General features: G+C 71.0%; 22 protein-coding genes. 13 read left to right on the plus strand and 9 right to left on the minus strand.

What is annotated here, in order from left to right; all coding sequences use genetic code 11:
- Positions 1-106: 106 nt before the first annotated feature.
- From bioD to bioA, 3 genes are read right to left on the minus strand one after another with little or no spacing between them, the layout of a single operon-like run.
- Entirely contained in the window at positions 107-763 is a 657-nt protein-coding gene (gene bioD / locus WA640_RS01290; RefSeq protein WP_335985716.1) for a dethiobiotin synthase, read from the minus strand.
- Positions 760-2,031, minus strand: a complete 1,272-nt coding sequence (locus WA640_RS01295) for an aminotransferase class I/II-fold pyridoxal phosphate-dependent enzyme (RefSeq protein ID WP_335985717.1) — start codon at positions 2,029-2,031, stop codon at positions 760-762. Before WA640_RS01295 ends, bioD begins: the two co-directional genes overlap by 4 nt.
- Positions 2,028-3,350, minus strand: a complete 1,323-nt coding sequence (gene bioA / locus WA640_RS01300) for an adenosylmethionine--8-amino-7-oxononanoate transaminase (protein ID WP_335985718.1) — start codon at positions 3,348-3,350, stop codon at positions 2,028-2,030. Before bioA ends, WA640_RS01295 begins: the two co-directional genes overlap by 4 nt.
- Positions 3,351-3,737: 387 nt before the next feature.
- On the opposite strand from bioA, the gene WA640_RS01305 reads away from it, so the two are divergent.
- The 3 genes from WA640_RS01305 to WA640_RS01315 all read left to right on the plus strand — a co-directional run bounded on the left by WA640_RS01305 (position 3,738) and on the right by WA640_RS01315 (position 7,785).
- Positions 3,738-5,033, plus strand: coding sequence for an MFS transporter (locus tag WA640_RS01305; RefSeq protein ID WP_106362202.1), 1,296 nt, complete (start codon positions 3,738-3,740; stop codon positions 5,031-5,033).
- 123 nt (positions 5,034-5,156) lie between these two features.
- Positions 5,157-6,401: an ornithine cyclodeaminase gene (locus WA640_RS01310; RefSeq protein ID WP_335985719.1), complete on the plus strand. Its 1,245-nt coding sequence runs from the start codon at positions 5,157-5,159 to the stop codon at positions 6,399-6,401.
- A gap of 262 nt (positions 6,402-6,663) precedes the next feature.
- The gene (locus tag WA640_RS01315) at positions 6,664-7,785 is read left to right on the plus strand and encodes a hypothetical protein (protein WP_335985720.1); all 1,122 of its coding nucleotides are present in this window, start codon (positions 6,664-6,666) and stop codon (positions 7,783-7,785) included.
- Between the two features lie 67 nt (positions 7,786-7,852).
- On the opposite strand, the gene WA640_RS01320 is transcribed toward WA640_RS01315, so the two are convergent.
- Positions 7,853-8,812 (minus strand): ROK family glucokinase, encoded by a 960-nt coding sequence (locus tag WA640_RS01320; RefSeq protein WP_335985721.1) that lies wholly within the window; start codon positions 8,810-8,812, stop codon positions 7,853-7,855.
- A gap of 282 nt (positions 8,813-9,094) precedes the next feature.
- Between WA640_RS01320 and WA640_RS01325 the strand changes: the two genes are divergently transcribed.
- From WA640_RS01325 to WA640_RS01335, 3 genes are read left to right on the plus strand one after another with little or no spacing between them, the layout of a single operon-like run.
- A complete protein-coding gene (locus tag WA640_RS01325) occupies positions 9,095-10,906 on the plus strand; it encodes an AMP-dependent synthetase/ligase (protein WP_442904647.1) in 1,812 nt (603 codons plus the stop codon).
- A gap of 11 nt (positions 10,907-10,917) precedes the next feature.
- Positions 10,918-12,675 carry a sensor histidine kinase gene (locus WA640_RS01330; protein WP_335985723.1) on the plus strand — a complete coding sequence of 586 codons (1,758 nt, stop codon included), beginning with the start codon at positions 10,918-10,920 and terminating at the stop codon, positions 12,673-12,675.
- 12 nt (positions 12,676-12,687) lie between these two features.
- Positions 12,688-13,359 (plus strand): response regulator transcription factor, encoded by a 672-nt coding sequence (locus WA640_RS01335; protein ID WP_106362196.1) that lies wholly within the window; start codon positions 12,688-12,690, stop codon positions 13,357-13,359.
- Between the two features lie 18 nt (positions 13,360-13,377).
- Here the strand turns inward: WA640_RS01335 and WA640_RS01340 are convergent, their stop codons facing one another.
- Positions 13,378-14,514, minus strand: coding sequence for a glycosyltransferase family 4 protein (locus tag WA640_RS01340; RefSeq protein WP_106362195.1), 1,137 nt, complete (start codon positions 14,512-14,514; stop codon positions 13,378-13,380).
- Between the two features lie 112 nt (positions 14,515-14,626).
- Here WA640_RS01340 and WA640_RS01345 point away from each other — a divergent pair, with 112 nt between their 5' ends.
- Together WA640_RS01345 and WA640_RS01350 are read left to right on the plus strand one after the other, a co-directional pair.
- Complete coding sequence (locus WA640_RS01345; RefSeq protein ID WP_335985724.1) at positions 14,627-15,778, plus strand: RNA-guided endonuclease InsQ/TnpB family protein; 1,152 nt, start codon at positions 14,627-14,629, stop codon at positions 15,776-15,778.
- 198 nt (positions 15,779-15,976) lie between these two features.
- Positions 15,977-17,392, plus strand: a complete 1,416-nt coding sequence (locus WA640_RS01350; RefSeq protein ID WP_335985725.1) for an NYN domain-containing protein — start codon at positions 15,977-15,979, stop codon at positions 17,390-17,392.
- On the opposite strand, the gene WA640_RS01355 is transcribed toward WA640_RS01350, so the two are convergent.
- Positions 17,389-17,820 carry an RDD family protein gene (locus WA640_RS01355; protein ID WP_335985726.1) on the minus strand — a complete coding sequence of 144 codons (432 nt, stop codon included), beginning with the start codon at positions 17,818-17,820 and terminating at the stop codon, positions 17,389-17,391. The genes WA640_RS01350 and WA640_RS01355 overlap by 4 nt on opposite strands.
- A 276-nt stretch (positions 17,821-18,096) precedes the next feature.
- Here WA640_RS01355 and glnA point away from each other — a divergent pair, with 276 nt between their 5' ends.
- From glnA to WA640_RS01370, 3 genes are all read left to right on the plus strand, one after another.
- Complete coding sequence (gene glnA, locus WA640_RS01360) at positions 18,097-19,521, plus strand: type I glutamate--ammonia ligase (RefSeq protein WP_106362192.1); 1,425 nt, start codon at positions 18,097-18,099, stop codon at positions 19,519-19,521.
- Between the two features lie 98 nt (positions 19,522-19,619).
- On the plus strand, positions 19,620-20,318 hold the full coding sequence (locus WA640_RS01365; RefSeq protein ID WP_335985727.1) for an AzlC family ABC transporter permease: 699 nt from the start codon (positions 19,620-19,622) through the stop codon (positions 20,316-20,318).
- Complete coding sequence (locus WA640_RS01370) at positions 20,315-20,626, plus strand: AzlD domain-containing protein (protein WP_106362190.1); 312 nt, start codon at positions 20,315-20,317, stop codon at positions 20,624-20,626. Before WA640_RS01365 ends, WA640_RS01370 begins: the two co-directional genes overlap by 4 nt.
- Positions 20,627-20,715: 89 nt before the next feature.
- Here WA640_RS01370 and WA640_RS01375 read toward each other — a convergent pair whose 3' ends face one another.
- Positions 20,716-21,783 (minus strand): LPXTG cell wall anchor domain-containing protein, encoded by a 1,068-nt coding sequence (locus WA640_RS01375; protein WP_335985729.1) that lies wholly within the window; start codon positions 21,781-21,783, stop codon positions 20,716-20,718.
- A gap of 266 nt (positions 21,784-22,049) precedes the next feature.
- Complete coding sequence (locus WA640_RS01380) at positions 22,050-23,153, minus strand: sugar-binding protein (RefSeq protein WP_335985731.1); 1,104 nt, start codon at positions 23,151-23,153, stop codon at positions 22,050-22,052.
- Positions 23,154-23,427: 274 nt separating this feature from the next.
- Between WA640_RS01380 and WA640_RS01385 the strand changes: the two genes are divergently transcribed.
- Positions 23,428-24,330 (plus strand): MBL fold metallo-hydrolase, encoded by a 903-nt coding sequence (locus WA640_RS01385; protein WP_335985732.1) that lies wholly within the window; start codon positions 23,428-23,430, stop codon positions 24,328-24,330.
- A gap of 10 nt (positions 24,331-24,340) precedes the next feature.
- Here the strand turns inward: WA640_RS01385 and WA640_RS01390 are convergent, their stop codons facing one another.
- Complete coding sequence (locus WA640_RS01390; RefSeq protein ID WP_106362186.1) at positions 24,341-24,844, minus strand: MarR family winged helix-turn-helix transcriptional regulator; 504 nt, start codon at positions 24,842-24,844, stop codon at positions 24,341-24,343.
- Between the two features lie 132 nt (positions 24,845-24,976).
- Here WA640_RS01390 and WA640_RS01395 point away from each other — a divergent pair, with 132 nt between their 5' ends.
- The gene (locus tag WA640_RS01395; protein WP_335985733.1) at positions 24,977-25,876 is read left to right on the plus strand and encodes an EamA family transporter; all 900 of its coding nucleotides are present in this window, start codon (positions 24,977-24,979) and stop codon (positions 25,874-25,876) included.
- Positions 25,877-25,905: the final 29 nt, after the last annotated feature.

Below are 25,905 nucleotides of genomic sequence, written 5' to 3' on the forward strand. Positions count from 1 at the left end.
CGTCGCGCGATGCGGGCGCCGGGGGTAGGGGCGCCCGCATCGCGTTGATATGGCCCGATTGGGCCAGATCGCTGCCAAATGTAGCGGGGTAGTGCAACCGCCAGGTCTAGTCAGGGCGTTCGGGGAGGGCGAGCCATTCGGTGGCGGCGAGGCGGAACGCCTCGGGGTCGAGGGCGGCGGCGCCGTCGGGGATCCAGCCGAGGCGGTCGCCGGGCAGGTCGGTGAGGTTCTCGTATTCAGCGATGCCGGGGTCGTGGGGCCAGGCGCCGACGACGATCGCCGCGTCGATCCCCCTGCGCGCGAGGGCTTCGAGGGTGAGCGCGGTGTGGTTGAGGGTGCCCAGCCCGGCGCGGGTGACGACGACGGCGGGGCAGCCGAGCTCGACGGCGAGGTCGCGGGCGGTCCAGCCGTCCTCGCCGAGCTGCACGAGGAGGCCCCCGGCGCCTTCGAGGAGCACCACTTCGGCGGGCGAGTCGAGGGCGGCGTCGACGACTTCCGCGAGTTTCAGCAGCGGCAGGCCGCTGCGGCGCGCGGCCGCGAAGGGCGCCAGCGGGTCCGGGTAGGCGGCGAGGGCGCGGGCGGGGGCGCCGGAGAGGCGGGTGACTTCGGCGGCGTCGTCGTCATCGCCGGTCTGGGCGATCTTGATGACGTCGACGCTGCGGCCCTGCCGGATGAGGGCGGCGGCGATCGCGGCGGTGGCGACGGTCTTGCCGACGCCGGTGTCGGTGCCGGTCACCAGGACCGGGCCTTCGAAGGGGATCACGGTCGTGCCTCCAGGACGGTGTCGAGGGCGTGCGCGAACTCGGCCGCGGGCACGCCGGTGTTGACGGTGATGCGCAGGCGGGAGCGGTGGTCGGGGGTCGACGGGGGCCGGAAGCAGCCGACGGCGACGCCTTGTGCGGCGCAGCGGGCGGCCCAGGCGGTGGCGGCGCGGGCGTCCCCTGCGGGCGGGGAGCAGACCCCGGCGGCGGGTGCGGGGGCGTCGAGGAGCTTCGCGGCGAGGGCGGCGCGGCGGGCGAGTTCGGTTCGGGCGCCGTCGGATTCACGGGCGATGCAGAGTGCGGCGGCGGCTCCGGCGATGACGGCCGGAGGCGGGGCGGTGTCGTAGATGAAGGTGCGGCCGGTGTCGTGGAGGTGGCGGCGCAGCACGGCGGGCCCGGCAACGACGCCGCCCGCGGCGCCGAGCGCTTTGGAGAGCGTCGCGGTGATGACGATGCCGGGGGCCCCGGCGAGCCCGGCGGCGGCGACGCCTCCGGCGCCGTGCGGGCCGATCGTGCCGATCGCGTGGGCCTCGTCGACGAGGAGCAGCGCGCCGTGCGCCGAAGTGAGGGCGTGCAGGTCGCGCAGGGGCGCGGCGTCGCCGAGGACGGAGTAGACGGACTCGACGGCGACGAGCGCGGGCTTCAGATCGCGGAGCCGCCGTTCGAGGTCGTCGAGGTCGTTGTGCGCGAACGTCTCCGCGCGGCGGCCCGCGAGGCGGGCGGCGTCGTGGAGCGAGGCGTGCGCGTGGGCGTCGAGCAGGACCGGGCCGCTCGCGAGCGCGGCGACCGCGCCGAGGTTCGCGAGGTACCCGGAGGAGTAGAGGACCGCGGTCGCGGCGCCGGTGTGCCGCGCGAAGTCCGCCTCGAACGCCTCGTGGACGCCGGTGGTGCCGCGCACGAGCCGCGACCCGCTCGCCCCGAGGCCGTGTTCGGCGAGGGCCGCGGCCGCGGCGGCGAGCACGTCGGGGTGGCGCGAGAGGCCGAGGTAGTCGTTTCCGGCGAGGTCGATCGCGTCGGTGCGGGGCGCCGCGGTGCGGGCGAGCCCGGCTTTGGCGCGCAGGTCCGCCTTGCGCGCCAAGCGGTCCCAGACGGCGGCCGTCGCGTCGGGCACCCGCTGCGGCTGCGCGGGGACGACGGACGACGGGGGCGGCGGCGCGCCGCCGGGCCGCGCCCGGCGCTCTTCGGCCGCCGCGAGCGCCTCCGGCGACGGCCCGGCCTGCGGCTGCATCCGGATCTCGGGGCGCGCCGGCTCGCCGTGCGCGGCGCTCATCCCAGGACCTCGTCGATCGCGGCGTCGAGGGCTTCCACGAGGAGGTCGGCCTCGTCGTCGCCGAGCGTCAAGGGCGGCATGACGACGACCGTATCGCCGAGGGGGCGCAGCCAGACGCCGCGGTCGCGGGCGGCGCGGCAGACGCGGAAGCCGGTGCGGTCGCCGTCGGGGGCGACCTCGACGCCGATCATGGTGCCGAGGCGGCGCACCTCGGTGACGGCGTCCTTGGCGGCCACCGGTTCGAGGAGCTTCCCGAGGCGCTCGCCGAGGCGGTCGGCGCGGGCGACGACGTCCTGCTCCCCCATGACGCGGAGGTTCGCGAGCGCGGCGGCGCAGCACAGCGGGTTCGCGGTGTAGGTGTGGCCGTGGAAGAACGTGCGCGGGGCCAAGTCGCCGGGGCGGGTCAGGAACGCCTCGTAGACGTGCTCGGCGGCGAGGACCGCCGACAGCGGCAGGTACCCGCCGGTGACGCCCTTGCCGCAGGTGAGGAGGTCGGGGACGACGCCGGCGTGCTCGGCTGCCCACATGCGGCCGGTGCGGCCGATCCCGGTGGCGACCTCGTCGAAGATGAGGAGCGCGCCGTAGGTGTAGGCGAGTTTCCTTGCCTCGCGCAGGAACGCGGCGTCGTAGTCGAGCATCCCGGCGGCGCCCTGGATCATGGGCTCGACGATGATCGCGCAGACCTGGTCGCCGTGCTCGTGCATGACCGATCGCAGGTGGGAGATCGACGTGGTCAGGCGGTCGGCGCCGAGGGCGCGGTCGCCGGGCGACTCGATGCCGACGGTCTCCAGCAGCAGGGGCTTGTACGCCTGGTGGAACAGGTCGTGGCCGCCGACGGCGACCGCGCCGAGCGTGTCGCCGTGGTAGGCGTGGTTCAGGCGCACGAACTTCGGCCGCGGGTGCCCGGTCTGGGTCGAGTACTGGTAGGCGATCTTGAGGGCGGCCTCGACGGCGGAGGAGCCGTCCCCGGCGTAGAAGACCTTCGTCAGGTCCGGGTCGTCGCCCTTGGGGGCCAGGGCGATCAGGGTCTCGGAGAGCTCGATGCCGGGGGTGTGGGAGGCGCCGAGGAACGTGGCGTGGTCGAGCTTCGCGAGCTGGTCGGCGATGGCGGCGTTGACGCCGGGGTGGCCGTGGCCGAGGGTCGTGGTCCACAGTGAGGAGACGCCGTCGAGGTAGCGGCGGCCGTCGACGTCCCACAGCCAGGGCCCCTCGGCGCGGGCGACCACCGTGGGGTCGTCGCCGGTCCAGTCGGCGTGCTGCGTGAACGGGTGCCAGACGGCGGCGGCGTCTCGGGCGATCCAGGAGGCACTGGCGGACATCACGGCTCCTTAGCGGGTTCCTACAACGACCGTTGGAGGATACCGTCAGTGGGATGGCCCTGCGAGGACCGACCACCGTTACGCCGCCGCGACCCGCCGCGATCCTCCTGAAGTGACACGCTTAGGCTGGGGCGCGGTTCGGTCCGGACCCACCGGGTCCGTCCGCCTTTTTACACTTTGAACACAGTGGGATGCTTGACAACCTCCTGCGCCAGCGGCAGACTAGTGACACTTGCGGCAATCGCGGAGGATTGTCGCTTACCGCCCCTTCAGGTATCGCACCCCCGGTGACGCCCGCGGAGCGCGGGCACCGCCCGCCCCGCCCGCCGAGCCGAGCACCGTCGCCGCCGCGGGCGCACGGCAACGTGGAATGGCAGGGAAGGCCCCGTGTCCGACCAGAACCCCAAGGCCGCCGATCCCCCCGGCGCGCCGGAGGCCGAACGGCGCTCGCGGTTCTCGGACGTCGTCCGCGACCGCGAGGCCGCCGCATACCTCCTCGCATTCTGCCTCTCCAACGCCGGGTCGATGCTCAACCGCGTCGCCGTCACCGCGCTCGTCTGGGCGAACACCGGGTCCTCCGCGCTCGCCGTCGCCTCCTTCGCGATCAGCTACGCCCCCTACCTCGGCCTCGCGCAGGTCCTCGGCGCGGTCGTCGACCGCTACCCGTACCGCAACGTCATGGTCGCCTGCGACGTCCTCCGCGCCGGCCTCATCGCCCTGCTCCTCATCCCCGGCATGCCCGTGCCCGCGATGATGGCCGTCGTCTTCGCCGTCGCCGCCGTCCAGCCCGCCTACAACGCCGCCCGCACCGCGACCCTCGCGCAGATCCTCACCGGCGAACGCCTCACCACCGCCATCGCCCTCACCATGAGCGCCGCCGGGATCGCGCAGATCATCGGCTTCCTCGCGGGCGGCCTCCTCGCCTCCATCGACCCGTACACCGCGCTGACGGTGAACGCGGTCCTGTTCGCCGTCAGCGCCGTCGCCGTCCTCGGCCTCGTCCGGTACCGGCCCTCCGCGAACAAGCGCGAGGAGCGGCGGCACGTGCTCGCCGAGACCGCCGACGGCCTGCGGATGCTCCGCGACAACCGGGTCCTGCGGACCGTGTCGCTGGGCATCTGGGGCCTCTATGCGCTCACGGCCGTCCCCGAGGGCGTCGCGGTCCTGTGGGCCGCGCACCTCGGCCGCGGGTCGGCGACGCAGGGCCTCATCATGGCGATCGACGCCGTCGGCGCGGTCCTCGCGGTGCTCCTGTTCACCCGGTTCGTGCGGCCCTCGGTGCGGTTCCGGCTCATCCGGCCGCTCGCGTTCCTCGCGCCGCTGGCCCTCGCGGCGGCGCTGCTGGACCCGCCGCTGCCGGGGGTCCTCGTGCTCGCGTTCGGCGCGGGCGCCGCGACGATGATCATGGCGCCCATGAACGCGACGCTCGCGCAGTGCATCCCCGAAGGCTGGCGCGGCCGCGTCGTCTCGGCGGTCAACGCCGGGCTCCAGCTCTGCCAGGGCCTGGCCATCGCCGGGGTCGGCCTCGCCGCCGAGCTCGGCGTGCCCATCCCGTACGCGGTCGGCGCCTGGGGCGTCGTCGGGTTCGCGATCCACTTCCTCATCACCCGGGCCTGGCCCACCGCAGACGAGGTCGACGCCGCGAAGGCCGCCGCCGCTCCCCCGCAGCCCGCCGCGCCCTGACCGCACTGCCGCGAACGCGCGCCGACGGACCCGGCGGGCGGCGTCCCGGTCTCCTCTCCGGTTAGGCTCGACGCGGCGCCGCCGTGCCGGGTCGGGGCGCCGGGAACGACAGGAGCACTGAACGTGGAACACGCAATGACCGTCGAGCTGCGCGGGCACCTCATCGACCAGGGCGTCTTCGCCCGCGTCATGGACGACGTGCTGGAGTACTCGGGGGCCTACTCGATCGACCGCTTCGACGTGGGGCGCCACCACACCGACGAGTCGTACGCGCAGCTCACCATCTCCGCGGAGACGCCGGAGCTGCTGGAGCGCATCGTCATGCGCCTCCAGACCCACGGCGCGAACCCCCTCGAACCCGGCATCGCCACGCTCAAACCGGCCCCGCGCGACGGCGTCTTCCCCGAGGACTTCTACTCCACCACCAACTTCGACACCCAGATCCGCCTCAACGGCGGCTGGATGGACGTCGAGAACTCCGAGATGGACTGCGGAATCATCGTCACCGCCGACCACTCCCGCGCCTGGACCCTCCCGGTTTCCGACGTCAAGGAGGGCCAGCTCGTCGTCTGCGGCGGCGAGGGCGTCAAGGTCCTCCCGCTGCCCGAGCCCGAGCGCAAGAGCCCCGAGGCGTCGAACTTCGAGTTCATGAGCGGCGGCGTCTCCTCCGAGCGCCCGCAGGCGCTCCAGGTCCGCCAGATCGCCCAGCACATGCGCGAGGTCAAGGCCCGCGGCGAGAAGATCCTCTGGGTCGGCGGCCCCGCGATCGTCCACACCGGAGCCGGGAAGGCCCTGGAGGCGCTCATCAACGAGGGCTACGCCGACGTGGTCTTCGCCGGGAACGCCCTCGCCGCGCACGACATCGAGTCGAACCTCTTCGGCACCTCGCTCGGCGTCGACCTCGACAAGGGCCACGGCGTCCCCCACGGCCACGAGCACCACATCCGCGCGATCAACAAGATCCGCACCTGCGGGTCCATCGCCGACGCGGTCGAGCAGGGCGTCCTCAAGGGCGGCATCATGCACGCGCTCGTCAAGAACGGCAAGGAGTTCGTGCTCGTCGGCTCCGTGCGCGACGACGGGCCCCTGCCCGACGTGCACACCGACGTGATCGAGGGCCAGCGCGCCATGCGCGCGGCCCTGCCGGGCGTCGGGTTCGCGATCATGGTCGCCACGATGCTCCACTCGATCGCAACGGGGAACCTGCTGCCCGCGAAGGTGCCGCTGGTGAGCGTCGACATCAACCCCGCCACGGTCACCAAGCTGGCCGACCGCGGCTCGGCGCAGGCGATCGGCGTCATCACCGACATCGGCCTGTTCTGCGAGCAGCTCGCGGGCGAGCTGGTCGTGGGCTACAAGCGCGACTGAAGCAACTGGGGGCTAGAGGTAGTGGACCATCCCTAGCCCCCGCCCTCCCAGAGGGGACCGTAGCGGCGAGTCTTGCCGAGGGGTGCGACAGCAACGCCCGGCGGCGGGCGGTGTGTCACCCGATCGTGTCGATCTACGCGTGGGTAGCGCTTTCCAATCGCGGGTCCGCCCGCTATGATCCCATTAAATCGATTCATTTCGATCTCTCGATCATAGATCGGTTGAAACGTTCAAATCGATGGGAATCTCAAGGAGCACAACGATGTCCCCCACCGGCAATCCCAGACGACGAATCCGCCTCGCCCTCGCGGCGGCCGCGGTCGTGTTCACCGGCGCGCTCGGCGCCGTGGCCGTCCCCGAGGCCGCGCTCGCCCAGGGCTGCGGCGCCGGCACGCCGAACGCCACCGTCACCGGCTCCTCCGGGGCCTACACCACGAAGGACGGCGGCACGACCGTCTACTCCGGCTCCGACTACCGCGCCGCGGTCCAGGCCGGGGTCGACACCATCGCCAGCGGCGAGCGCGTGGCCGTCATGGCCTCGGGCAACATCGGCGCCAGCACCATCACCATCCAGAGCGGCAAGACCTTCGAGGGCTGCGGCACCATCACCGTCGCCAACCGCTCCGGGCGCGGCGCGATCGAGGCGATCAACACCACGAACGTCAACATCGCGTACCTGAAGATGGCCGGGAACCCCTACTTCGGCCTGCGCTTCTCCGGCACCAACGGCCTCAAGCTCGGCGACATCGACCTGACCCTCAGCGGCGGCCTCGGCATCCGCTTCGACCGCGACGCCGCGTGGAACTACAACGTCACGATGAACGACATCTACGTCTCCGGCGCCGGCTCGCACGCGGTCGAGACGTGGAACATCGACGGCTTCAACATCACCAAGGTGACCGCCCGGAACGTCGGCGAGTCGGGCCTGCTCATCCAGAACTCCCGCAACGGCTGGGTCGGCACCGTCGACGGCAACAACGTCGCCACCGGCACCGGCTACGCCACGTTCCGCATGGCGAACACCAACGGCAAGACCGCGAGCGGCGGCTACGCGACCAACATCTGGGTCGACAACGTCATCTCCCGCGGCGGCGGGCGCGGGATCTTCTGCGTCTCACAGTCCGGCGGCGTCGTCATCAAGAACGTCGACCTGGCGAGCAACGGGAACAACTCGGTCCTCATCGAGAACTGCTACAACGTCTCGATCCGCGGCGGCACGGTCAACGGCGGCGGCGAAGTGCGCCTCGCGGCCCGCACCGAGTTCGCCAACAACAAGGACATCTGGATCACGATGACGGTGAACAACACCTCGGTCCGGGAGTCGCCGTGCGGCGAGAACACGAACTGGACGATCAGCGGCAACGCCTCGGTGAACGTGTGCTGATCGCGCATATATAAGGAGTGAGGGAAAGGCCCGGAGCGATCCGCTCCGGGCCTTTCCGCCGGTCGTCTTAAGGGACGATGTCGCGGTGGCGGGCGAGGTCGGCCGCGCCGATCACGCCGGCCTTCGAGCCGAGCTCGGCCGCGCGGACCTCCGCGAACGGCACCTGGGCGCGGTTCGCGAGCGCCTGCTCGTAGTGCTTGCGGATCGGGTCGAGGAGCAGGTCGCCCGCGTCCACGACGCCACCCGCGATGAGGATGACGCCCGGGTCGATGAGGTTGACCATGTCCGCGGCCGAGTTGCCGAGGTAGTAGCCGATCGAGTCGAACGCGGCCAGCGCGACCTCGTCGCCCTCGCGGGCGGCGTCGGTGACCTGGCGGCCGGTGATCGCCTCGGCGTCGCCGCCGGCGAGCTTGAGGAGGACGGCGGCCTTGGCGGGGTCGGCCGCGGCGCCCTCGCGGGCGGCGCGGGTGAGGGCGCGACCGGAGGCGTACTGCTCCAGGCAGCCGACGCGGCCGCAGCCGCAGGGGCGGCCGTCGGGCATGACGGAGCGGATGTGGCCGATCTCGGCGGCGACGCCGTGGGTGCCGCGCAGGAGGTTGTCCTTGACGACGATGCCGCCGCCGACACCGGTGCCGATCGTGTAGAGCACGGAGGAGCGGTGGGCCTTGGCGGCGCCGAAGCGGTGCTCGCCCCAGATGGCGACGTTGGCGTCGTTCTCGACGACGACGGGGAGGTCGATGACCGCGGTGACCTTGTCGCGGAGGGGCTCGTTCTTCCAGGAGACGTTGGGGGCGAGCATGACCGTGGACCGGTCGGAGGAGATCCACCCGGCCGCGCCGATGCCGACCGCCTCGATCTCGTGGCCGCCGCGCAGCTCGTCGACGACTTCCTTGACCGCCTGGATGACGCCCGCCTGATCGTCGGCGGGGGTGGGGCGCCGGGCCGTGGCGAGGACGTTGCCGTTCTCGTCGACGAGTCCGCCGCCGACTTTCGTGCCCCCGATGTCGACTCCGATAGTCAGACTCACAGCTGTCCCTCCAGCGGTTCCCGGAATTGAGGCGTTGGCTGCCACGCGACGCTGCGGGCCACCGACAGACTTTACGGCACGATTAATTCCCGAGGAAATCGGCTGTTCCATCCCCCTTGGCGAAGGTATCACCGCAGTGGCTTTCGCTCTCGTTCCCGTTGCTCTAGCATCGGAATTCAACCTGACTTGCCAAGGGAGTTTACTCACCGGTAAGTTATGCCCATCACGTGTCGACCGCCTTCTTTACAACGCCGTAACCACGGCGCGTTGAACGGAGCCATAATGCGCGAGTTCGCCGTCCCCCCAGTGGTGACAGTGCCCGACGAAGACAACACCCTCACCGCCCTGTGGGACGCGGCCGAGAACCACCCCTCCTCGATCCTCTACATGCGCTCGTTCGACGAGGGCGCGACCTGGCAGGACGTCACCTCCGTGCAGTTCCGGGACCAGGTGGTCGCGGTGGCGCGGGGCCTGGCCGCGGCGGGCGTGCAGCCCGGCGACCGGGTGGCGCTCATGTCCGCGACCCGCTACGAGTGGACCCTGCTGGACTACGCGATCTGGGCGGCCGGGGCGGTGACGGTGACGATCTACGAGACGTCCTCGGCCGACCAGGCGAAATGGATCCTGGAGGACTCCGGCGCGACCGCGGTGGTCGCCGAGACGCCCGAGATGGCCGCGATGGTCGAGGGCCTCAGCGCCGACGTGAAGCACGTGTGGACCATCGACGAGGGCGGCGTGGACGCCCTGACCGCGCTCGGCGCGGACGCCGACGTGGACATCGAGGAGCGCCGGAAGTCGCGGCGCTCGGGCGACCTGGCGACGATCGTGTACACCTCGGGCACGACCGGGCGCCCCAAGGGCTGCATGCTCACCCACGGGAACCTGCTCAACGACATCCGCAACATCATCCCCGAGGTCCCGGGCGTGCTGTACGACGGCGCCCGCATGCTGCTGTTCCTGTCGCTCGCGCACGTGCTGGCCCGCATCCTCCAGATCGCGGGGATGGAGTCGCGCACGACGATCGCGCACGCCGACCGCACGAAGCTGACGGCGGTCATGCCCGTGGTCAAGCCGACGACGCTGCTGGCGATCCCCCGGGTGTTCGAGAAGGTGTACGCCGGGGCGTACCAGAAGGCCGTCGACGGCGGCAAGGGCGGCCTGTTCGAGAAGGCCGCGGTGGTCGCCAAGGAGTACAGCCGCGCGCTCGACAAGCCCGGCGGGCCCGGCCTGGGCCTGAAGCTGCGCCACAAGCTGTGGGACCTGCTGGTGTACAAGAAGATCCGCGCGGCCGTGGGCGGCGAGTGCAACTCGGCGGTCTCGGGCGGGGCGGCGCTCGGCCCGGAGCTGGGGCACTTCTTCCGCGGCGTGGGCATCACGATCTTCGAGGGCTACGGGCTCACCGAGACCTCCCCGGTGCTGTCGCTGAACCTGGAGACGGCCATCAAGGTCGGCTCGATCGGGCGGCCCACGCCGGGCACGGCGCTGCGCGTCGCCGACGACGGCGAGCTGGAGGCCAAGGGCCCGCAGGTGTTCCCCGGGTACTGGAACAACGACGCCGCGACCGCGGAGGTCCTCGACGCGGACGGCTGGTTCAAGACCGGCGACATCGCCGAGATCGACGACGACGGGTACGTGACGATCACCGGCCGCAAGAAGGACATCATCGTCACCGCGGGCGGCAAGAACGTCGCCCCCGGGCCGCTGGAGAAGATCCTCGACTCGCACCCGCTGATCGCGTACGCGCTGGTCGTGGGCGAGGCGCGGCCGTACATCGGGTGCCTGATCTCCATCGACGGCGACATCCTGCCCGACTGGCTCTCGCGCCAGGGCAAGGACCCGAAGACGCCGATCGCCGACCTCGTGGACGACGCGGAGCTGCTCGCGGAGCTCCAGGCGAAGGTCGACGAAGCCAATGCGACGGTCTCCCGCGCGGAGCAGATCAAGCGATTCCGGGTCATTCCGGTCGAGTTGAGCGAAGACGCCGGTGAAATCACTCCGTCAGTCAAGGTCAAACGTCACGTCGTCATGGAAAAATACTCAGGCGAGGTGAACGCGCTGTACGACTCGGCGCAGCAGGAGACCAAGACCAAGTAAGCGAGGGGCCCATGGGCGAAGAGGCGGCGCTGGAACGCCAGTGGCGACTGCCCGCCGTCGCCCTCCGGGGCGCCCTGTTCGCGCTCGTCGCGGTCTTCGGCTGGTTCTCAGTGGGCCTGGCCGAGGCCGCGACCTGGTGCGGGATCCTCGCGCTCGCCGCGCTCCCCGGGGTGGTCCTCCCCCGGCACCGGCTGCTCGCGCCCGCCGGGCGGCTCGCCGAGGTCGCCGTGGTCGTCCTCGGGACGCTCGCCACCGGCGGCCTGCCCTCGTGGATGCTCCCGTACCTGATCGCGCCGTTCGCGACCGCCGCGTTCGACGCGGCCGCGCCCGTCGAGGACGGCGACCGCTGGTCGCGGCTGCGCACCTGGGGCCCGCCCGCGCTCGTCGCGCTCGCCGCGGTCGGGCTGCTCGCGCAGGCCCCGCGGGTCGCCGACTTCAACCGCGGCACGTACGTCACGACCGCGGCGATCGCGCTCGCGTTCGGGCTCGCGTCGGCGGTCGGCGCATGGTGGCTGCGCCGCTCCCGCACCTCCGACATGCACCACTCGCAGCTGCCGTACGCCGAGGCTGCGGCCCTGCTCACGCAGCTGCGGGTCGTCGCCAGGCAGCTCCCGGGGTCCACGCTCGACCCGGGCGGGATCGCCACCGAGATCGTCGACACCGCCGCGCGCATCCCCGGCGTCGAGCGGGCCGCGGTCCTGTCGGCCGCCTCCGGGCGGCGCCTGGTCGTCCTCGCCGAGCACGCCGACGAGCGCGTCGACTGGGAGACGTCCCCGCAGCTCAACTCGCTGCTCGCCGACGCGTGGGCGGGCCAGAAGCCGCAGGCCGGGCAGGTCCCGCTGTCGCGGTCCACGCAGGGGCCCGTCGCGTCCCTCGTGATCCCGCTCGTCGCGGAGGGCCGCACGGTGGGGCTCGTGGCGATCGAGTCCGACGACCCGGCCGCGTTCGGACCCGAGGCGATCACCGCCGCCGAGGACCGCACCAAGGGCGCGGCCCTGCGCCTGGAGACCGCGCTGCTGTTCGAGGACGTCAGGTCCATGGCGACCACCGAGGAGCGCCAGCGCCTGGCCCGCGAGATCCACGACGGCATCGCGCAGGAGCTGGCGATGCTCGGGTACGGGATCGACAACGCGATGGCGATCCTGCCGCCCGAGGCCGGGGAGGCGAAGGGCGAGCTGGAGGACTTGCGCTCGGAGGTGACGCGGCTCGTCACGGAGCTGCGGTTCTCCCTGTTCGAGCTGCGGTCGAACGTCGACCGTCAGGGGGGCCTGGCCTCCGCGATCGCGGACTATGCTCGTACTGTGGGCGCCTCCGCCGGACTGCGGGTTCACCTGTCCCTGGACGAGGGCGGAGCGCGGCTGCCCGCGAGCACCGAGGCCGAGCTGCTGCGGATCGCCCAGGAGGCGATCACGAACGCGCGCAAGCACGCGAGGGCCGAGAACCTGTGGGTGACGTGTGAGGTGGACCCGCCTTACACCCGCATCGAGGTGACCGACGACGGACAGGGGCTCTCCGGTGAGGCCTCCGAGGGGCGGTACGGCCTGGCGATCATGAGCGAGCGGGCCGAGCGCATCCGCGGCTCGCTGGAGATCCGACCGCACCAGCCGCACGGGACGACCGTGGCGGTGGTGCTGAACGCGGGGGCGCGGCCCACCCCGAGGGCCGAGGCCCCCCGGCCCGGGTCCGCGGCCTGGGCGGCCGCCGACCGCGCCAGAACTGAACAGCCGGCCCGACGGCCAGACCACGGTGGTGGCCGTGGCAGCCAATGAGGAGAGACACGCATGAACGCTGACGCGCTGGAGACGACCGGTCAGACGACGGTGCTGATCGTCGACGACCACGATCTGATCCGCAAGGGCCTCCGGCATGCCTTCGACCGCGACCCCGAGTTCGAGGTGGTCGGCGAGGCCGACACCGCCGCCGACGCCCTCCGGCAGGCGGCGTCCCTCATGCCCTCCGTGGTGATCATGGACCTGCGCCTGCCCGACGGGTCGGGCCTGGACGCGACCCGCAAGCTCCGCAAGGCCCACCCGAACATGGGGATCGTGGTGCTGACGATGTACGCCGGGGACGACCAGCTGTTCGGCGCCCTGGACGCGGGCGCGTCGGCGTTCGTGCCGAAGTCGGCCCCCGCGAACGACGTGGTGTCGGCGGCGCGGCACGCCGCGTCGAACCCGACCGCGTTCAGCGCCGCGGACCTCGCCGAGGCGATGCAGCGGCGCCTGACCCCCACCGGGCCCCAGCTGTCGCCGCGCGAGTCGCAGGTGCTCAAGCTCCTCGCCGACGGCCTGTCGGTGGCGGGGATCGCGAAGCAGCTGTACGTCTCCGAGTCCACCGCGAAGACCCACATCTCGAAGCTCTACGAGAAGCTCGGCGCGGGCAACCGCGCGCAGGCGCTCATGACGGCCCTGAAGCTGGGCCTCCTCGAAGCCCCCGACCAGCCCAAGTTCTGACGCCGTTCCGCCGGTCGCTCAGACGGTCTCGCCGTAGAGCATGCCTTCGAGGCGCCCGGCCTGGCGCTCCCAGGTCCACTCGGCGAGGGCCCAGTCGCGGCTGGCCTCGCCGAGCTTGCGCGCGAGCAGCGGGTCGGACAGGACCTGGCTGAGGCGGTAGGCGATCTCGCCGAGGTCGCGGCCGTCGACGACCCACCCGGACCGGTCGTGGAGGACCGTGTCGGGCGCGCCCCCGGAGTCCCCGGCGATCACGGGCAGGCCCGTGGCGGCGGCTTCGAGGAACACCGCGCCGAGCCCTTCGACGTCGAGGCCGCGGCGGCGGGTGCGGCAGGGCATCGCGAAGACGTCCCCGGCGGCGAAGTGCGCGGCGAGCTCGTGCTCGGGGACCCCGCCGGTGAACACGACCTGGTCGGCGACGCCGTGGCGGCGGGCCTCGGCGCGGAGCGTCGACTCGTAGGGGCCCTGGCCGACGATGAGGAGCCTGACGTCCCGGCCGACCTGCTCGCGCACGTGCGGGAGCGCGGCGATGAGCTTGTCCTGGCCTTTGCGGGGCACGAGGCGCGAGACGCACACGATGACGGGAAGGTCGCCGAGGCCGTGGCGTTCGCGGATCGGGGTGCCGTCGACGCCGGGGTGGAACGTCTCGGTGTCGATGCCGAAGGTGAGCTGTTCGAGGCGCGTGTAGGGGGCGGCGACGGGGGCGAGGCGCCGGTACGTGTAGTCGCCGAGGTAGGTCATGACGTCGAGCGACGCGGCGATGCGGCGCAGGAGCCCGCGGGTGCCGGGCATGGCGGCCCAGCCGACCTCGTGGCCGTGGGTGAGGGCGATGGCGCGTTCGATCCCGGTGCGGTGCTTGAGGTCCGCGGCGAGGAGCCCGAGGGGCGCGGCGGCGCCGAACCAGACGCGGTCGCAGCGGTGCTCGCGGGCGAGGTCGGTGACGGCGCGGGCGACGCGGGGCGTGGGCAGGAGCATCGCGGTGCGGTCGCGGACGACGGTGAACGGCTGGGCGGCGTCGAACTCGGCCCAGCCCGGGGAGGTCGAGGTGTAGACGACGAGGCCGTCGGAGGGCAGCCGGAGCGCCATGCCGTGCACGAAGGTCTGGATGCCGCCCCGGCGGGGCGGGAAGTCGTTGGTCACCAGCAGTGTCCGGCTCACATCATGACCCCCTTCATCCTCCTGTTGAGCAGGTCGGGATCGGGAAGCGCCACAGCGTGTTCGGCGCGACCTCGGCGCAGAAGCTTACATTGAATTTTGTACTGTGTGAGACATGGCTGTCGGGGTGAAGCATAGGGCGTACCGGTACCGGTGCTACCCGACTCCCGTGCAGGCCTCGAATCTGGCCCGGACGTTCGGGTGTGTGCGCCTGGTGTACAACAAGGCGCTCGACGCCCGCACGAAGGCCTGGTACCGGCGCAAGGAACGGGTCGGGTATGTCGAGACTTCGGCGCTGCTGACGAAGTGGAAGCGGCGTAGGGACCTTGACTTCCTCAACGAGGTGTCCTCGGTCCCGTTGCAGCAGGCGCTGCGGCATCTCCAGAAGGGATTCGCCGGGTTCTTCGAGGGCCGCACCGGCTACCCGTGCTTCAAGCGGAAACGGGTCCTGGCCGGATCGGCCGAGTACACCAAGTCCGCGTTCACATACAGGGGCGGCGAGCTCCGGCTCGCGAAACAGGACACGCCGCTGCGCATCAAGTGGTCCCGACCGCTGCCGCATGGCGCCGACCCGTCCACGGTGACGGTCGCGCGCGACAGCGCGGGCCGCTGGTTCGTGTCCCTCCTGATCGCAGAAGACGTCCCAACGCTGCCGAGGCGGTCCGAGGCGGTCGGCGTCGATGCCGGGATCACCAGCCTGTTCACGCTCTCGACCGGCGAGCACATCGTCAACCCGCGGCATGAGCGCCGCGACCGCGCCAGGATCAAGCAGCGGCAGCAAGATTTGTCGCGCAAACAGAAAGGCTCCGCGAACTACCGGAAAGCCCAGATTCGTCTGGCCCGCGCGCACGCGCGAGTTGCAGATCGACGCATCGATGTCCTGCACAAGCTCACCACCCGACTGGTTCGCGAAAACCAAGTGATCGCGGTCGAGGATCTGAGCGTGCGCGGGATGCTGTCGAACCACGCACTCGCCCGCGCGATCGCCGACGCCTCCTGGGCGACGTTCCGCCGCATGATCGAGTACAAGGCCGACTGGTATGGGCGCGACCTGATCGCCGTCGACCGTTTCTTCCCGTCCACCAAGACCTGCTCCGCCTGCGGGACTGTGAAGCGAGCGATGCCGCTCACCGCGCGGACCTTCACCTGCCCCAGCGAAGACTGCGGGCATACCGAGAATCGCGATGTGAACGCGGCGAAGAACATTCTGGCGGCCGGGCTGGCCGTTGCAGCCTGCGGAGACGGTGTCAGACCCAAACGCTCCTAGCGTGCGGGCAACTGTCGCTGAAACAGGAAACACCTCCCAGCAATGGGCGGAAATCCCCTCCCTTCAGGGAGAGGAAGAAGCCAAGATCGGACCAGTCTGCCACGCCCCGCGGTCGGGCGCGGCGATCCCGGATGAGCGGGGGGTGAAGAGGCGCGGTCGCCAGTTCCGGGCTGTGACGGCGATGGCACACTGGTGCCTATGAGCAGCGGCGACGAGACCAGCGGGCCCGGGCCCGACGCCGGCCTGCCGGAGGCGTCGGCCTCCGCGGGGGCCGGCGACGACGGCTCGGGCGAGGGGGATCCGGCCGAACGGTCCGAGCCCGGCCCGATCGTGTTCCTGACCGAGCCGGTGCGGCGCCGGGCCGTGGAGATCGCGGCGGTCGCGATGCCGGGGCTCGTCCCCGGGCGGGTGCCCGCCCGGCTGCGGCGCTTCATGAAGTTCAGTCCTCCCAAGCGCGCCAAGCTGGCCCGCGGCGAGATCGCGGCGGCCCTGGACCGGGACGAGGAGTTCCGGGCCGGGCTCGCAGAAGTGCTCGCGTCGACCGATTCGCCGCTGGTGGCGGCGATCGGCGAGGGCGGGGCGGTGTCGCCGATGGCCGACCCCGTGGAGGTCGCGGCGCTGACGTACCTGCTGCGCCCGGACGGGTGGCGGGACCTGATCGCCTCGGCGGTGGACGCGATCCCGGACGCGCCCGACGTCCCGGCGGCGCCAGCGGCGCCGGACGAGGCGGGGCAGCGGAAGCTCGCGTCGCTGGAGAAGGAGAACGGGAAGCTCCGCGGCGCGCTCGCCGACCAGCGGACGGCCGCGGCGACGCTCCAGGAGGAGCTGCGGCGGGCCCGCAAGGACCTGCGGGACGCCGAGGAGCGGGCCGCGAAGGCCGCCGGGGACCTCGCCGCCGAGAAGGGGCGCCTCAAGCACGCCGAGACCGAGCGGCGCTCCGAGCGCCGCCGCCTTGAATCCGAAGTGGAGTCCCTGCGGGAGCAGCTGGACCGGGTCCGCAAGGCCGACAAGGAGGCCGAGCGGCTCGCGTCGGCGCGCCTGTGGCTGCTCATGGAGACCCTCTCGGGTGCGGCCACGGGCCTGCGGCGCGAGCTCGGGCTCGAACCGGTCGACGACCGGCCCGCGGACTACATCGCCGAGGAGTACTGCGACGACCCCGAGGAGCGGCCCTTCGAGGGCTCGCGCGGGCTCGGCCAGGCCGACCCGCAGCGCCTCGACCACCTCCTGTCGCTGCCGAACCCGCACCTCATCGTCGACGGCTACAACGTGACGATCTCCGCGTGGGGCGAGACGCTCACGCTGGAGCAGCAGCGCAACCGGCTCGTGCAGGGCCTGGGCGCGGCGGCGGCGCAGACGAACGCGGAGGTGACCGTGGTCTTCGACGGCGCCGACGCGATCTTCGGCGCGAAGCCGTCCGCGCGCGGCGTGCGGGTCCTGTTCAGCGCCAAGGGGCAGATCGCCGACGACGTGGTGGTGGAGCTGGCGCGGGTCGAACCCGAGGGCAGGCCCGTCATCGTCGTCTCCTCCGACCAGGAGGTGGCCGACCGGGCCCGGCGCGAAGGCGCCTACCCGGTGCCCTCGGCGGTGCTCGTCAAGTGGATGCAGCGGACCTAGCTCTCGCGCGGGACGCGGAGGACCACCGACCCGGCCGCGAGGTCGTGGAGGCCGCGGTTGTACGGGTGCACGATCGCCGTGAGCGCCGGGAGCACGAGCGAGAGCAGGACCGCGCGGAGGATCGACCGCCACAGCGGCAGGCGCGCTCCCGTGTCGGCGTCGATGCACGCGATGTGCATGAGCGCCATGCCGAGCGTCTGCGTCCCGGCCGCCAGCGCGACCGCGGTGTAGAGCAGGAACAGCCCGGAGGGGAGCAGGTCGGCCCCGGCGACGAGCGGCGGCTCGACGCCGGCCCACTGGAGGAGGTAGGAGAGGATCAGGCACGCGACCCAGTCGATGACCAGCGCGAGGAAGCGCAGGCTGATGGAGGCCAGCTCCTGTCCGGAGCCGGTGGTTTCGGGGGTCTTCGCACCGCGTTCGCTCGTCATGGCGCGAGTCTACGACTCGCCCCGATTGCCAGTGATCGCACCGGTCTGAGCTGTGGTTTCGACCGATTGTGAACAGGCCCGCATTTTGCAAGTAACATGCGCGAAACAATTGATTTACGGTGAGGCAATTGATCGCGGTTAGCGTTTCGCCTAATAAGCTTAGGCGTCGACAGCGAGGTCGGCCCGACCGGACCGGGTGATCGACGTTCCGGGACCCGCTGGGCGGGGCCGCGCCACGGTCCTCCCGGCACCTCACCTACCGAGAGGAATACCTTCGTGTTCTCCAGCCCTGAAGAGCTCCTCGGCTACGTCCGCGACAACGACGTGAAGTTCATCGACGTCCGCTTCTGCGACCTGCCCGGCGTCATGCAGCACTTCAACATCCCGGCCGAGTCCTTCGACGACGACCTCCTCGAAGAGGGCCTCGCGTTCGACGGCTCGTCGATCCGCGGCTTCCAAGAGATCCACGAGTCGGACATGCTGCTCCTGCCGGACGTGGCGACCGCGTTCGTCGACCCGTTCCGCGAGCAGAAGACCCTGGCGCTCAACTTCTTCGTGCACGACCCCTTCACCCGCGAGGCCTACAGCCGCGACCCGCGCAACGTCGCGAAGAAGGCCGAGCAGTACCTGGCCGGCTCCGGCATCGCCGACACCGCGTACTTCGGGGCCGAGGCCGAGTTCTACATCTTCGACTCGATCCGCTTCGACCAGACCGCGAACCAGGCCTTCTACGAGATCGACTCGGTCGAGGGCGCCTGGAACACCGGCGCCGACGAGCCCGGCGGGAACCTCGGCTACAAGCCGCGCCACAAGGGCGGGTACTTCCCGGTCGGCCCCGTCGACCACTTCGCGGACCTGCGCGACCGCATGGTCACCAACCTCATCGAGGGCGGCCTCACCATCGAGCGCGCCCACCACGAGGTCGGCACCGCGGGCCAGTCGGAGATCAACTACCGCTTCGACACGCTGCTGCACTCCGGCGACGACGTGCAGAAGTTCAAGTACATCATCAAGAACACCGCCACCCAGGCCGGCAAGACCGTGACCTTCATGCCGAAGCCGCTGTTCGGCGACAACGGCTCGGGCATGCACACCCACCAGTCGCTGTGGGCCAACGGCGAGCCGCTGTTCTACGACGAGACCGGCTACGCGGGCCTCTCGGACACCGCCCGCCACTACATCGGCGGCCTGCTGCGGCACGCCCCGTCGCTCCTGGCGTTCACGAACCCGTCCGTGAACTCCTACCGCCGCCTCGTGCCGGGCTTCGAGGCCCCCGTGAACCTCGTGTACTCGCAGCGCAACCGCTCCGCGTGCACCCGCATCCCGGTCACCGGCTCCAACGCCAAGGCCAAGCGCGTCGAGTTCCGCGTGCCGGACCCGTCGAGCAACCCGTACCTGGCGTTCTCCGCCATGCTCATGGCGGGCCTGGACGGCATCAAGAACAAGATCGAGCCGCCGGCGCCGGTCGACAAGGACCTGTACGAGCTCGGCCCGGAGGAGTACGGCGACATCCAGCAGGTCCCCGGCTCGCTCGACAAGGTGCTCGACAACCTGGAGGCCGACCACGACTTCCTCACCGAGGGCGGCGTGTTCACCCCCGACCTGATCGAGACCTGGATCAGCTACAAGCGCGAGAACGAGATCGACCCGATCCGCCTCCGCCCGACCCCGCACGAGTTCGATCTCTACTACGAGGTCTAAAGCGTTGTTAGACAACGTGTTTCAAGGGCGCGTCCGGCATCGCCGGGCGCGCCCTTGAACGTTTGTTCACGGCGCCCGCGCCGGGGCATACTTCGGCGATGCCCTTCAGAATCCTCAAGCGCCTCGACCGGGGCCTGCTGCGCGACATCGCAGCGCTCGACGCCGGGCTGTTCATCGTCGGGGTGTCCTTCGGGGCGATCGCGACCTCGCAGGGCGTCCCCTGGTGGCAGTCGACGGCCATGTCCCTCTTCGTGTTCGCGGGCGCCTCCCAGTTCGCGACCATGGGGATCATGACCGCGGGCGGCGGCCTCCTCGCGGGCGTCGCCGCGGGCCTGGTCCTCAACCTGCGGCACGTCCCCTACGGCATGGCCGTCGGCGACGTCTACTGGACCTCCCTGCGCGCCAAGCTCATCGGCACCCACCTGCTCGTGGACCACTCCGCGGCGTTCGCACTCGCGGCCGGGGACGACCGGCGGCGGGCCCGCCACGCGTACTGGACCGTCGGCGTGAGCCTGTTCGTCATCTGGAACCTCGGGAGCGTCCTCGGCGCGTTCGCGGGGCAGTTCATCGCCGACCCGAAGGCCCTCGGCCTCGACGCGGCCCTGCCCGCGATCATGCTCGCCATCATCATGCCGAACCTGCGCGACCGCCGCACCCTCGCGGCCGGGGTCCTCGGCACCGCGGTCGCCCTCGCCACCAGCTTCCTCCTGCCCGCGGGCGTGCCGGTGCTGCTGGCGCTCGTCGGGCTCGTGGTGATGTGGAAGGGCGCGAACCGGAACGAGGAGGCGGCGGCATGACGATGATGATCGCGATCCTGGCGCTGGCGGCCGGGACCTACCTGATCCGCCTCTCGGGCCCGCTGCTGCGGCGGCGCATGACCCTCTCCGACCATGCCGAGCAGGTCATCCGCGCCGGTGCGACCGTGGTGCTGCTGGCGCTCGCGGTGACCGCGGCGCTCCTGGTCGACGGCGGCTTCGCGGGCTGGGCGCTCCCCGCGGGCGTGCTCGTCGGCGGCGTGCTCGCGTGGCGGAAGGCGCCGCTCGCGCTGGTCGTCGTCGCGGCGGCCGCGACGACGGCGCTGCTGCGGCTCGCGGGCGTGGCTTAGCGAAGGGAACGGCAAGGGCCCCGCAGCTTCCGCTGCGGGGCCCCTGACCTATTCAGCTTCTACCGGAGTCCGTACCCCTTCGGGTGTGACTACCAGTCCTGCGCGGCGCGGCGGCGGCGCATCAGGAAGAAGATCACGCCGGCGGCCACGATGAGCGCGGCGGCCGAGCCGATCATGATCGAGAGCGAGCTACCGGTCTTGGGGAGTTCGGGCTTCGGCGAAGGCGACTCGCTGGGGGTCTCCTCGTCGCAGGGGACCCAAGGGATCTCGCCCTCATACTCGTCCTTCTGCGTCGAGATGACGTAGTGGACCGAGAACTCGGCGTTGTCCACGGCCGGGATTACCACGGTCTCGGTCGTGCCCGGGGCGACGACCACGACGATCGGCTCGCCACCGTTGCTGGTGGTGAAGGTGAAGGTGGTTTCCTCCCCGTTCTCGGGGATGGTCAGCTCGAACTCAAGGCCGTCACAGGTGTCGTAGACGAAGCCCCAGTCGCAATTGAGCTCTTCAGTGTTCCAGGTGAAGACCCCGACTTCGCCTTCTTCGGTGGTGACGGTGACCGTCAGGCCGGCCTCGGTGTCCTCGACCGGGAAGTATTGCTCGTACGGCTCGCCGACCTCGGGGGTCACGGTGACGGCTTCCCCGGCACTCGGGGTGATGGTGATCTCGGCGAGCGCCTCGGTGTTGTTGCCGACGACGACGTAGAGACCGAAGCAGTCGCTCATCGCATTGGCGCTGACCTCAGGAGTGGGCTCTTCAGGCGTCTCGGCACAGGTGCCCTGGAAGACAACGTGCCCGTCCCTGGAGTCGCTGATCTCGTTCCGCTCGCCCTCGTACCACACAGCCGAGACATTGATGCTGGCCTCAGTCGCGGTGCCGGGGTAGATCTGGGTGCCGGTGAAGTTCTTTCCGGTGGCGCCCTCCTGAAGGGTGCCGTCGATCGCGGGCTCGGTGGGGTTGATGTCGGTGATCTTGCCGTCAACCGGCCCGACCAGCGCGACGTCCCAGGTCACGTTCCAGCTGCCGTCGATGCAGACGGCGTTGCCGGTGATCTCAGGGTGGTGGGCTTGGGCTGCGGAGGCGAAGGTGACCGCTCCGGCGAGGCCCAGGACGGCGCTGCCGGCCAGTCCGAGCACCCGCTTGAGGGTACGGTTCATGTCTCTCCTAAGTAGATGACTGTTGGGTTGGGGGGTAGTCAGGGCGCCGGCGGTCGGGGGTTGAGCGCGACCGGTCCGGGCACCGTACCAAATGAGACACGCAGCAACCCGAAGAAGGGTCGCATAACGATCTCGTAACGGAGCGGCCGTCACCTGGTGCGACGCAGGCGTTCCGGATCGTCCTGAGTACATCCGGCGGATCGGGCGAAACGGAAGCGGCCGGACCCGCGAAGGGGTCCGGCCGCGCTCCGAACGCGACGGGGAGGCTACGCCTCTCCGGCGTCGATCTGGTCTTCGGTGAGGTACTCGCTGTCGACGATGACCTCCTTGTAGTTGTCGGCGGTGACGTCCACGGGCTCCAGGAGGAGCGAGGGCACGAACTTGAAGCCGTTGTCGTAGGTGCCGAGGTCGTTGACCTCCGGGTCGCCGCCGTCGACGATCGCCTTGACCATGTCGGTGACGGTGTGGGCGAGCTGGCGGGTGTCCTTGAAGACGGTCTCGGTCTGGCCGGTGCCGTCCTTGATGGCCTTGACCGAGGCGGCCTCGGCGTCCTGCCCGGTGACGACGGGGAAGCCGCCGGTGCCGGGTTCGTAGTCGGCGTCCACCAGCGCGGCGACCACGCCGCGGCTGATGCCGTCGTAGGGGGACAGGACCGCGTGCAGCTCGGTCTCGTCGTCGTCGTAGAACTCGCCGAGCAGGTCGCTCATGCGGGTCTGGGCGACGTCGCCGCTCCAGCCCGCGGTCGCGGTCGGCTCCTGCTCGGTCTGGCCCGAGGGGATGAGGACCTTGCCTTCGTAGATGAAGCTCTCAAGGGTGTCGAGGCCGCCCATGAAGAAGTACTGCGAGTTGTTGTCGCCGAGGTCGCCGGAGAACAGCTCGATGTTGAAGGGGCCCGGGTTGTCGCGCATGCCGAGCCGGTCGATGATGTGCGTCGCCTGGAGGACGCCGACCTGGTAGTTGTCGAACGAGGCGTAGAAGTCGACGTCGGGGGTTTCGAGGATGAGGCGGTCGTAGGCGATGACGGTGACGCCCTTGTCCTTCGCGTCGGCGAGGACCTGGCCGAGGGAGGTGTTGTCGATGGCGGCGATGACGAGGAACTCCACGCCCTCGTCGACCATGGACTGGATCTGCGCGATCTGGTCCTCGACGACGTCCTTGGCGTTCTGGTGGATGACGTCGTACCCGAGGCCCTTGAGGTTGGACTCCAGCGCCTTGCCCTCGATCACCCACCGCTCGGAGGTGTCGGTGGGCATCGAGATGCCGGTGAAGCCGGTCAGCGAAGCGGACTCCTCGCCCGCGCCGCACCCGGCCAGCGACACCGCGGCGGCGCCCGCCGATCCGTACAGCAGGCCACGACGACTGAGGTGCATAAGGGTGGTACTCCTTCGTACACGGGAGGGGGTTCGTATTCCCCCCGAAACTAACACGGCCGCGAAAAGAGACATGTGGGTCGATCCGTGATCCGTTCGTGTCCTGAGCAGGGGATAAATCAGGACTTGCATCATATTACGGCTCGCATGTGTATCGATCTTGACGCATGTTCGGCGCCAATTGGAAATGATCCTCAGTGAAGGTAGATCGGCCTCGGAGATCGCTCTCCGGCGGCCCCGCCGGGAGGGGTGCGCGCCGCATACCATTGCGGGCATGAGCGACCGCTGGATCGAAGTGGCCGACCGCGTGTGGGCGCGGCGGCTGGAGGAACTGGACCAGACCCTGGGACTGGTCGTCGGGGACGACTGCTGCCTGGTGATCGACACCGGGATCAGCGCCGAGGCCGGATTCGCGTTCGCCACGGCGATCCGGGAGCTGACCGACCTGCCGTGGCAGGTCGCGTACACGCACGACCACTTCGACCACTGGTTCGGGACGTCGGCGTTCGGCGAGTCCTCGGTGTGGGCCGTGGCCGACGGTGCGCATTACGTGCGGTTCGGCGACGAGCAGCGCCGCAAGTGGGTCGCGAAGTACCGGCTCGACGGGCGCGAGGAGGAGGCCCGGCAGATGGGGGCCTCGCGGCTGGTGCCGCCGAACTGCCGCGTGCAGGGCGCGGTCGGGCTGAACCTCGGCGGGCGCACCGTGGTGCTGCGGCAGGTCGGGCCCGCGCACAGCGACAACGACATGGTCGTGGAGGTGCCCGACGCGGGCGTGCTGTTCGCCGGGGACCTGCTGGAGCAGGGCGCGCCGCCGTCCTACTCGTCGGCCTTCCCGATCGAGTGGCCGCAGGCCGTCGAGCACCTGCTGGGCTGGAAGCCGCCGGTCGTGGTGCCGGGCCACGGCGAGCCCGGGGACTACTGGTGGGCGCGGGCGCAGGTGCGGGACCTCGCCGAGGTCGCGCGGCTGTGCGCCGAAGCGGCGCAGGGCTTCCTGACCGAGGACGAGGCCGCGGAGCACGGCCCGTTCGGGCCCGAGACGATGCGGACCGCGCTCGCGCGCTGGAAGGAGCTGACGCCGCCCGCGCCGGAGCCCCTCCCGCAGCCGGAGCCGGACCGGACTCCCCCGGCGCCGGTCGTCATCTACGACTTCGACTACCAGATCGACATGCGGCCCTAGACGATACGGGCTAGTCGAAGGGCTGGTCCTCGAAGCCCGCGTGGAGTTTGCGGAGGAGCGCGCCGAGCTGGTCGCGCTCCTTCGCCGTGAGCGGGGCGAGGGCCTCGTTCTGGGCGGCGATGCCGATGCGCACGGACTCCTCGATGACCTCGCGGCCCAGCGGCGTCATGCGGACCTTGATGCCGCGGCGGTCGCCGGGGTCGGGCAGGCGCTCGATGAACCCGGATGCCTCCAGCTTGTCGAGGCGGCCGGTGAGGCCGCCTGAGGAGAGCATCATGGCGGCGCTGATCTCCTTGGGCGAGAGCGTGAACGGCTCGCCGGAGCGGCGGATCGTGGCGAGGACGTCGAACTCGTTGCGGCCCAGGCCCTGCTCCGAGCGCAGCGCGTGGAGGCGCGCGCCGAGCTTCTGGGAGATGCGGTGGATGCGGCCGAACAGCGCCATCGAGTCGAGTTCGAGCTCGGGCATCTCGCGGTGCCACTGGCCGATGATGCGGTCCACGGCGTCGTCTGTCATGGCCGTATTCTCCCCTACCTGCGCGGGCGCCGGGCAAGTCCCTGGCGGTGATCCAACTCTACCTCAAGTATCTTGACTCTAAGCTAGTTTGATGTAAGCTAATTTCAGCCAAGCTACTTCGAAGGAAGCGTCATGAACCGCAGCACCAAGGACCTCCTGCTCACCGCCCTCGCACCGGTCATGTGGGGCACCACGTACTTCGTCACCACCGAGTTCCTCCCCGCCGAGCGCCCGCTCCTCACCGCGCTCCTGCGGGCCCTGCCCGCCGGGCTCCTGCTCATACTCCTGGCACGAAAGCTGCCGCGCGGGTCGTGGTGGTGGAAGTCCGCCGTCATCGGCCTGCTGAACATCGCGGTGTTCTTCGCGTTCCTGTTCATCGCCACGTACCGGCTCCCCGGCGGCGTCGCGGCCGTCCTCGGCGCGGTCGGGCCCCTCGTGACCGCGGGGATGACGATGCTGGTGCTCCACACGCGGGTTCCGTTGCGCACGTGGGTGCTCGGCATCGCGGGCGTCGCGGGCGTGTCGATGGTGGTCCTCACCGCGCAGGCCCGGCTCGACCTGACCGGGGCGCTCGCGGGCGTCGGCGGCGCGGTCTCGATGGCGACCGCCGTGGTGCTCACCAAGAAGTGGGGCCTGCCGCGCAGCGCCGGGCCCGCGGCCCTCGCGGGCTGGCAGCTCACCGCGGGCGGCCTGCTGCTCGCCCCGCTCGCGCTCCTCGTCGAAGGCGGCGTCCCGGAGCTGACGGGCACCAACGTCCTCGGCTACCTGTACCTCGGCGTGGTCAACACGGCCCTGGGCTACTGGCTGTGGTTCCGCGGCATCGGGCGGCTCTCGGTGGTGCCCTTGAGCTTCCTGGGCCTGCTCTCGCCGCTCACGGCCGCCACCGTGGGCTGGCTCCTCGCGGGCGAGACGTTCACCGTGTGGCAGACCCTCGGCTTCGCCGTGGCGCTCGGCGCGACCCTCCTGGCCCAGCTCCAGCACCGGCCGAAGCGGGTGGAACCGGTGGCGCCGAAGGTCCTCGCGAAGGTCTGAACGCAGGCAGGGCCCGGCCGTTCGGCCGG

The sequence above is a fragment of the Glycomyces sp. MUSA5-2 genome (assembly GCF_037034145.1).
Classification (GTDB): domain Bacteria; phylum Actinomycetota; class Actinomycetes; order Mycobacteriales; family Micromonosporaceae; genus Glycomyces; species Glycomyces artemisiae.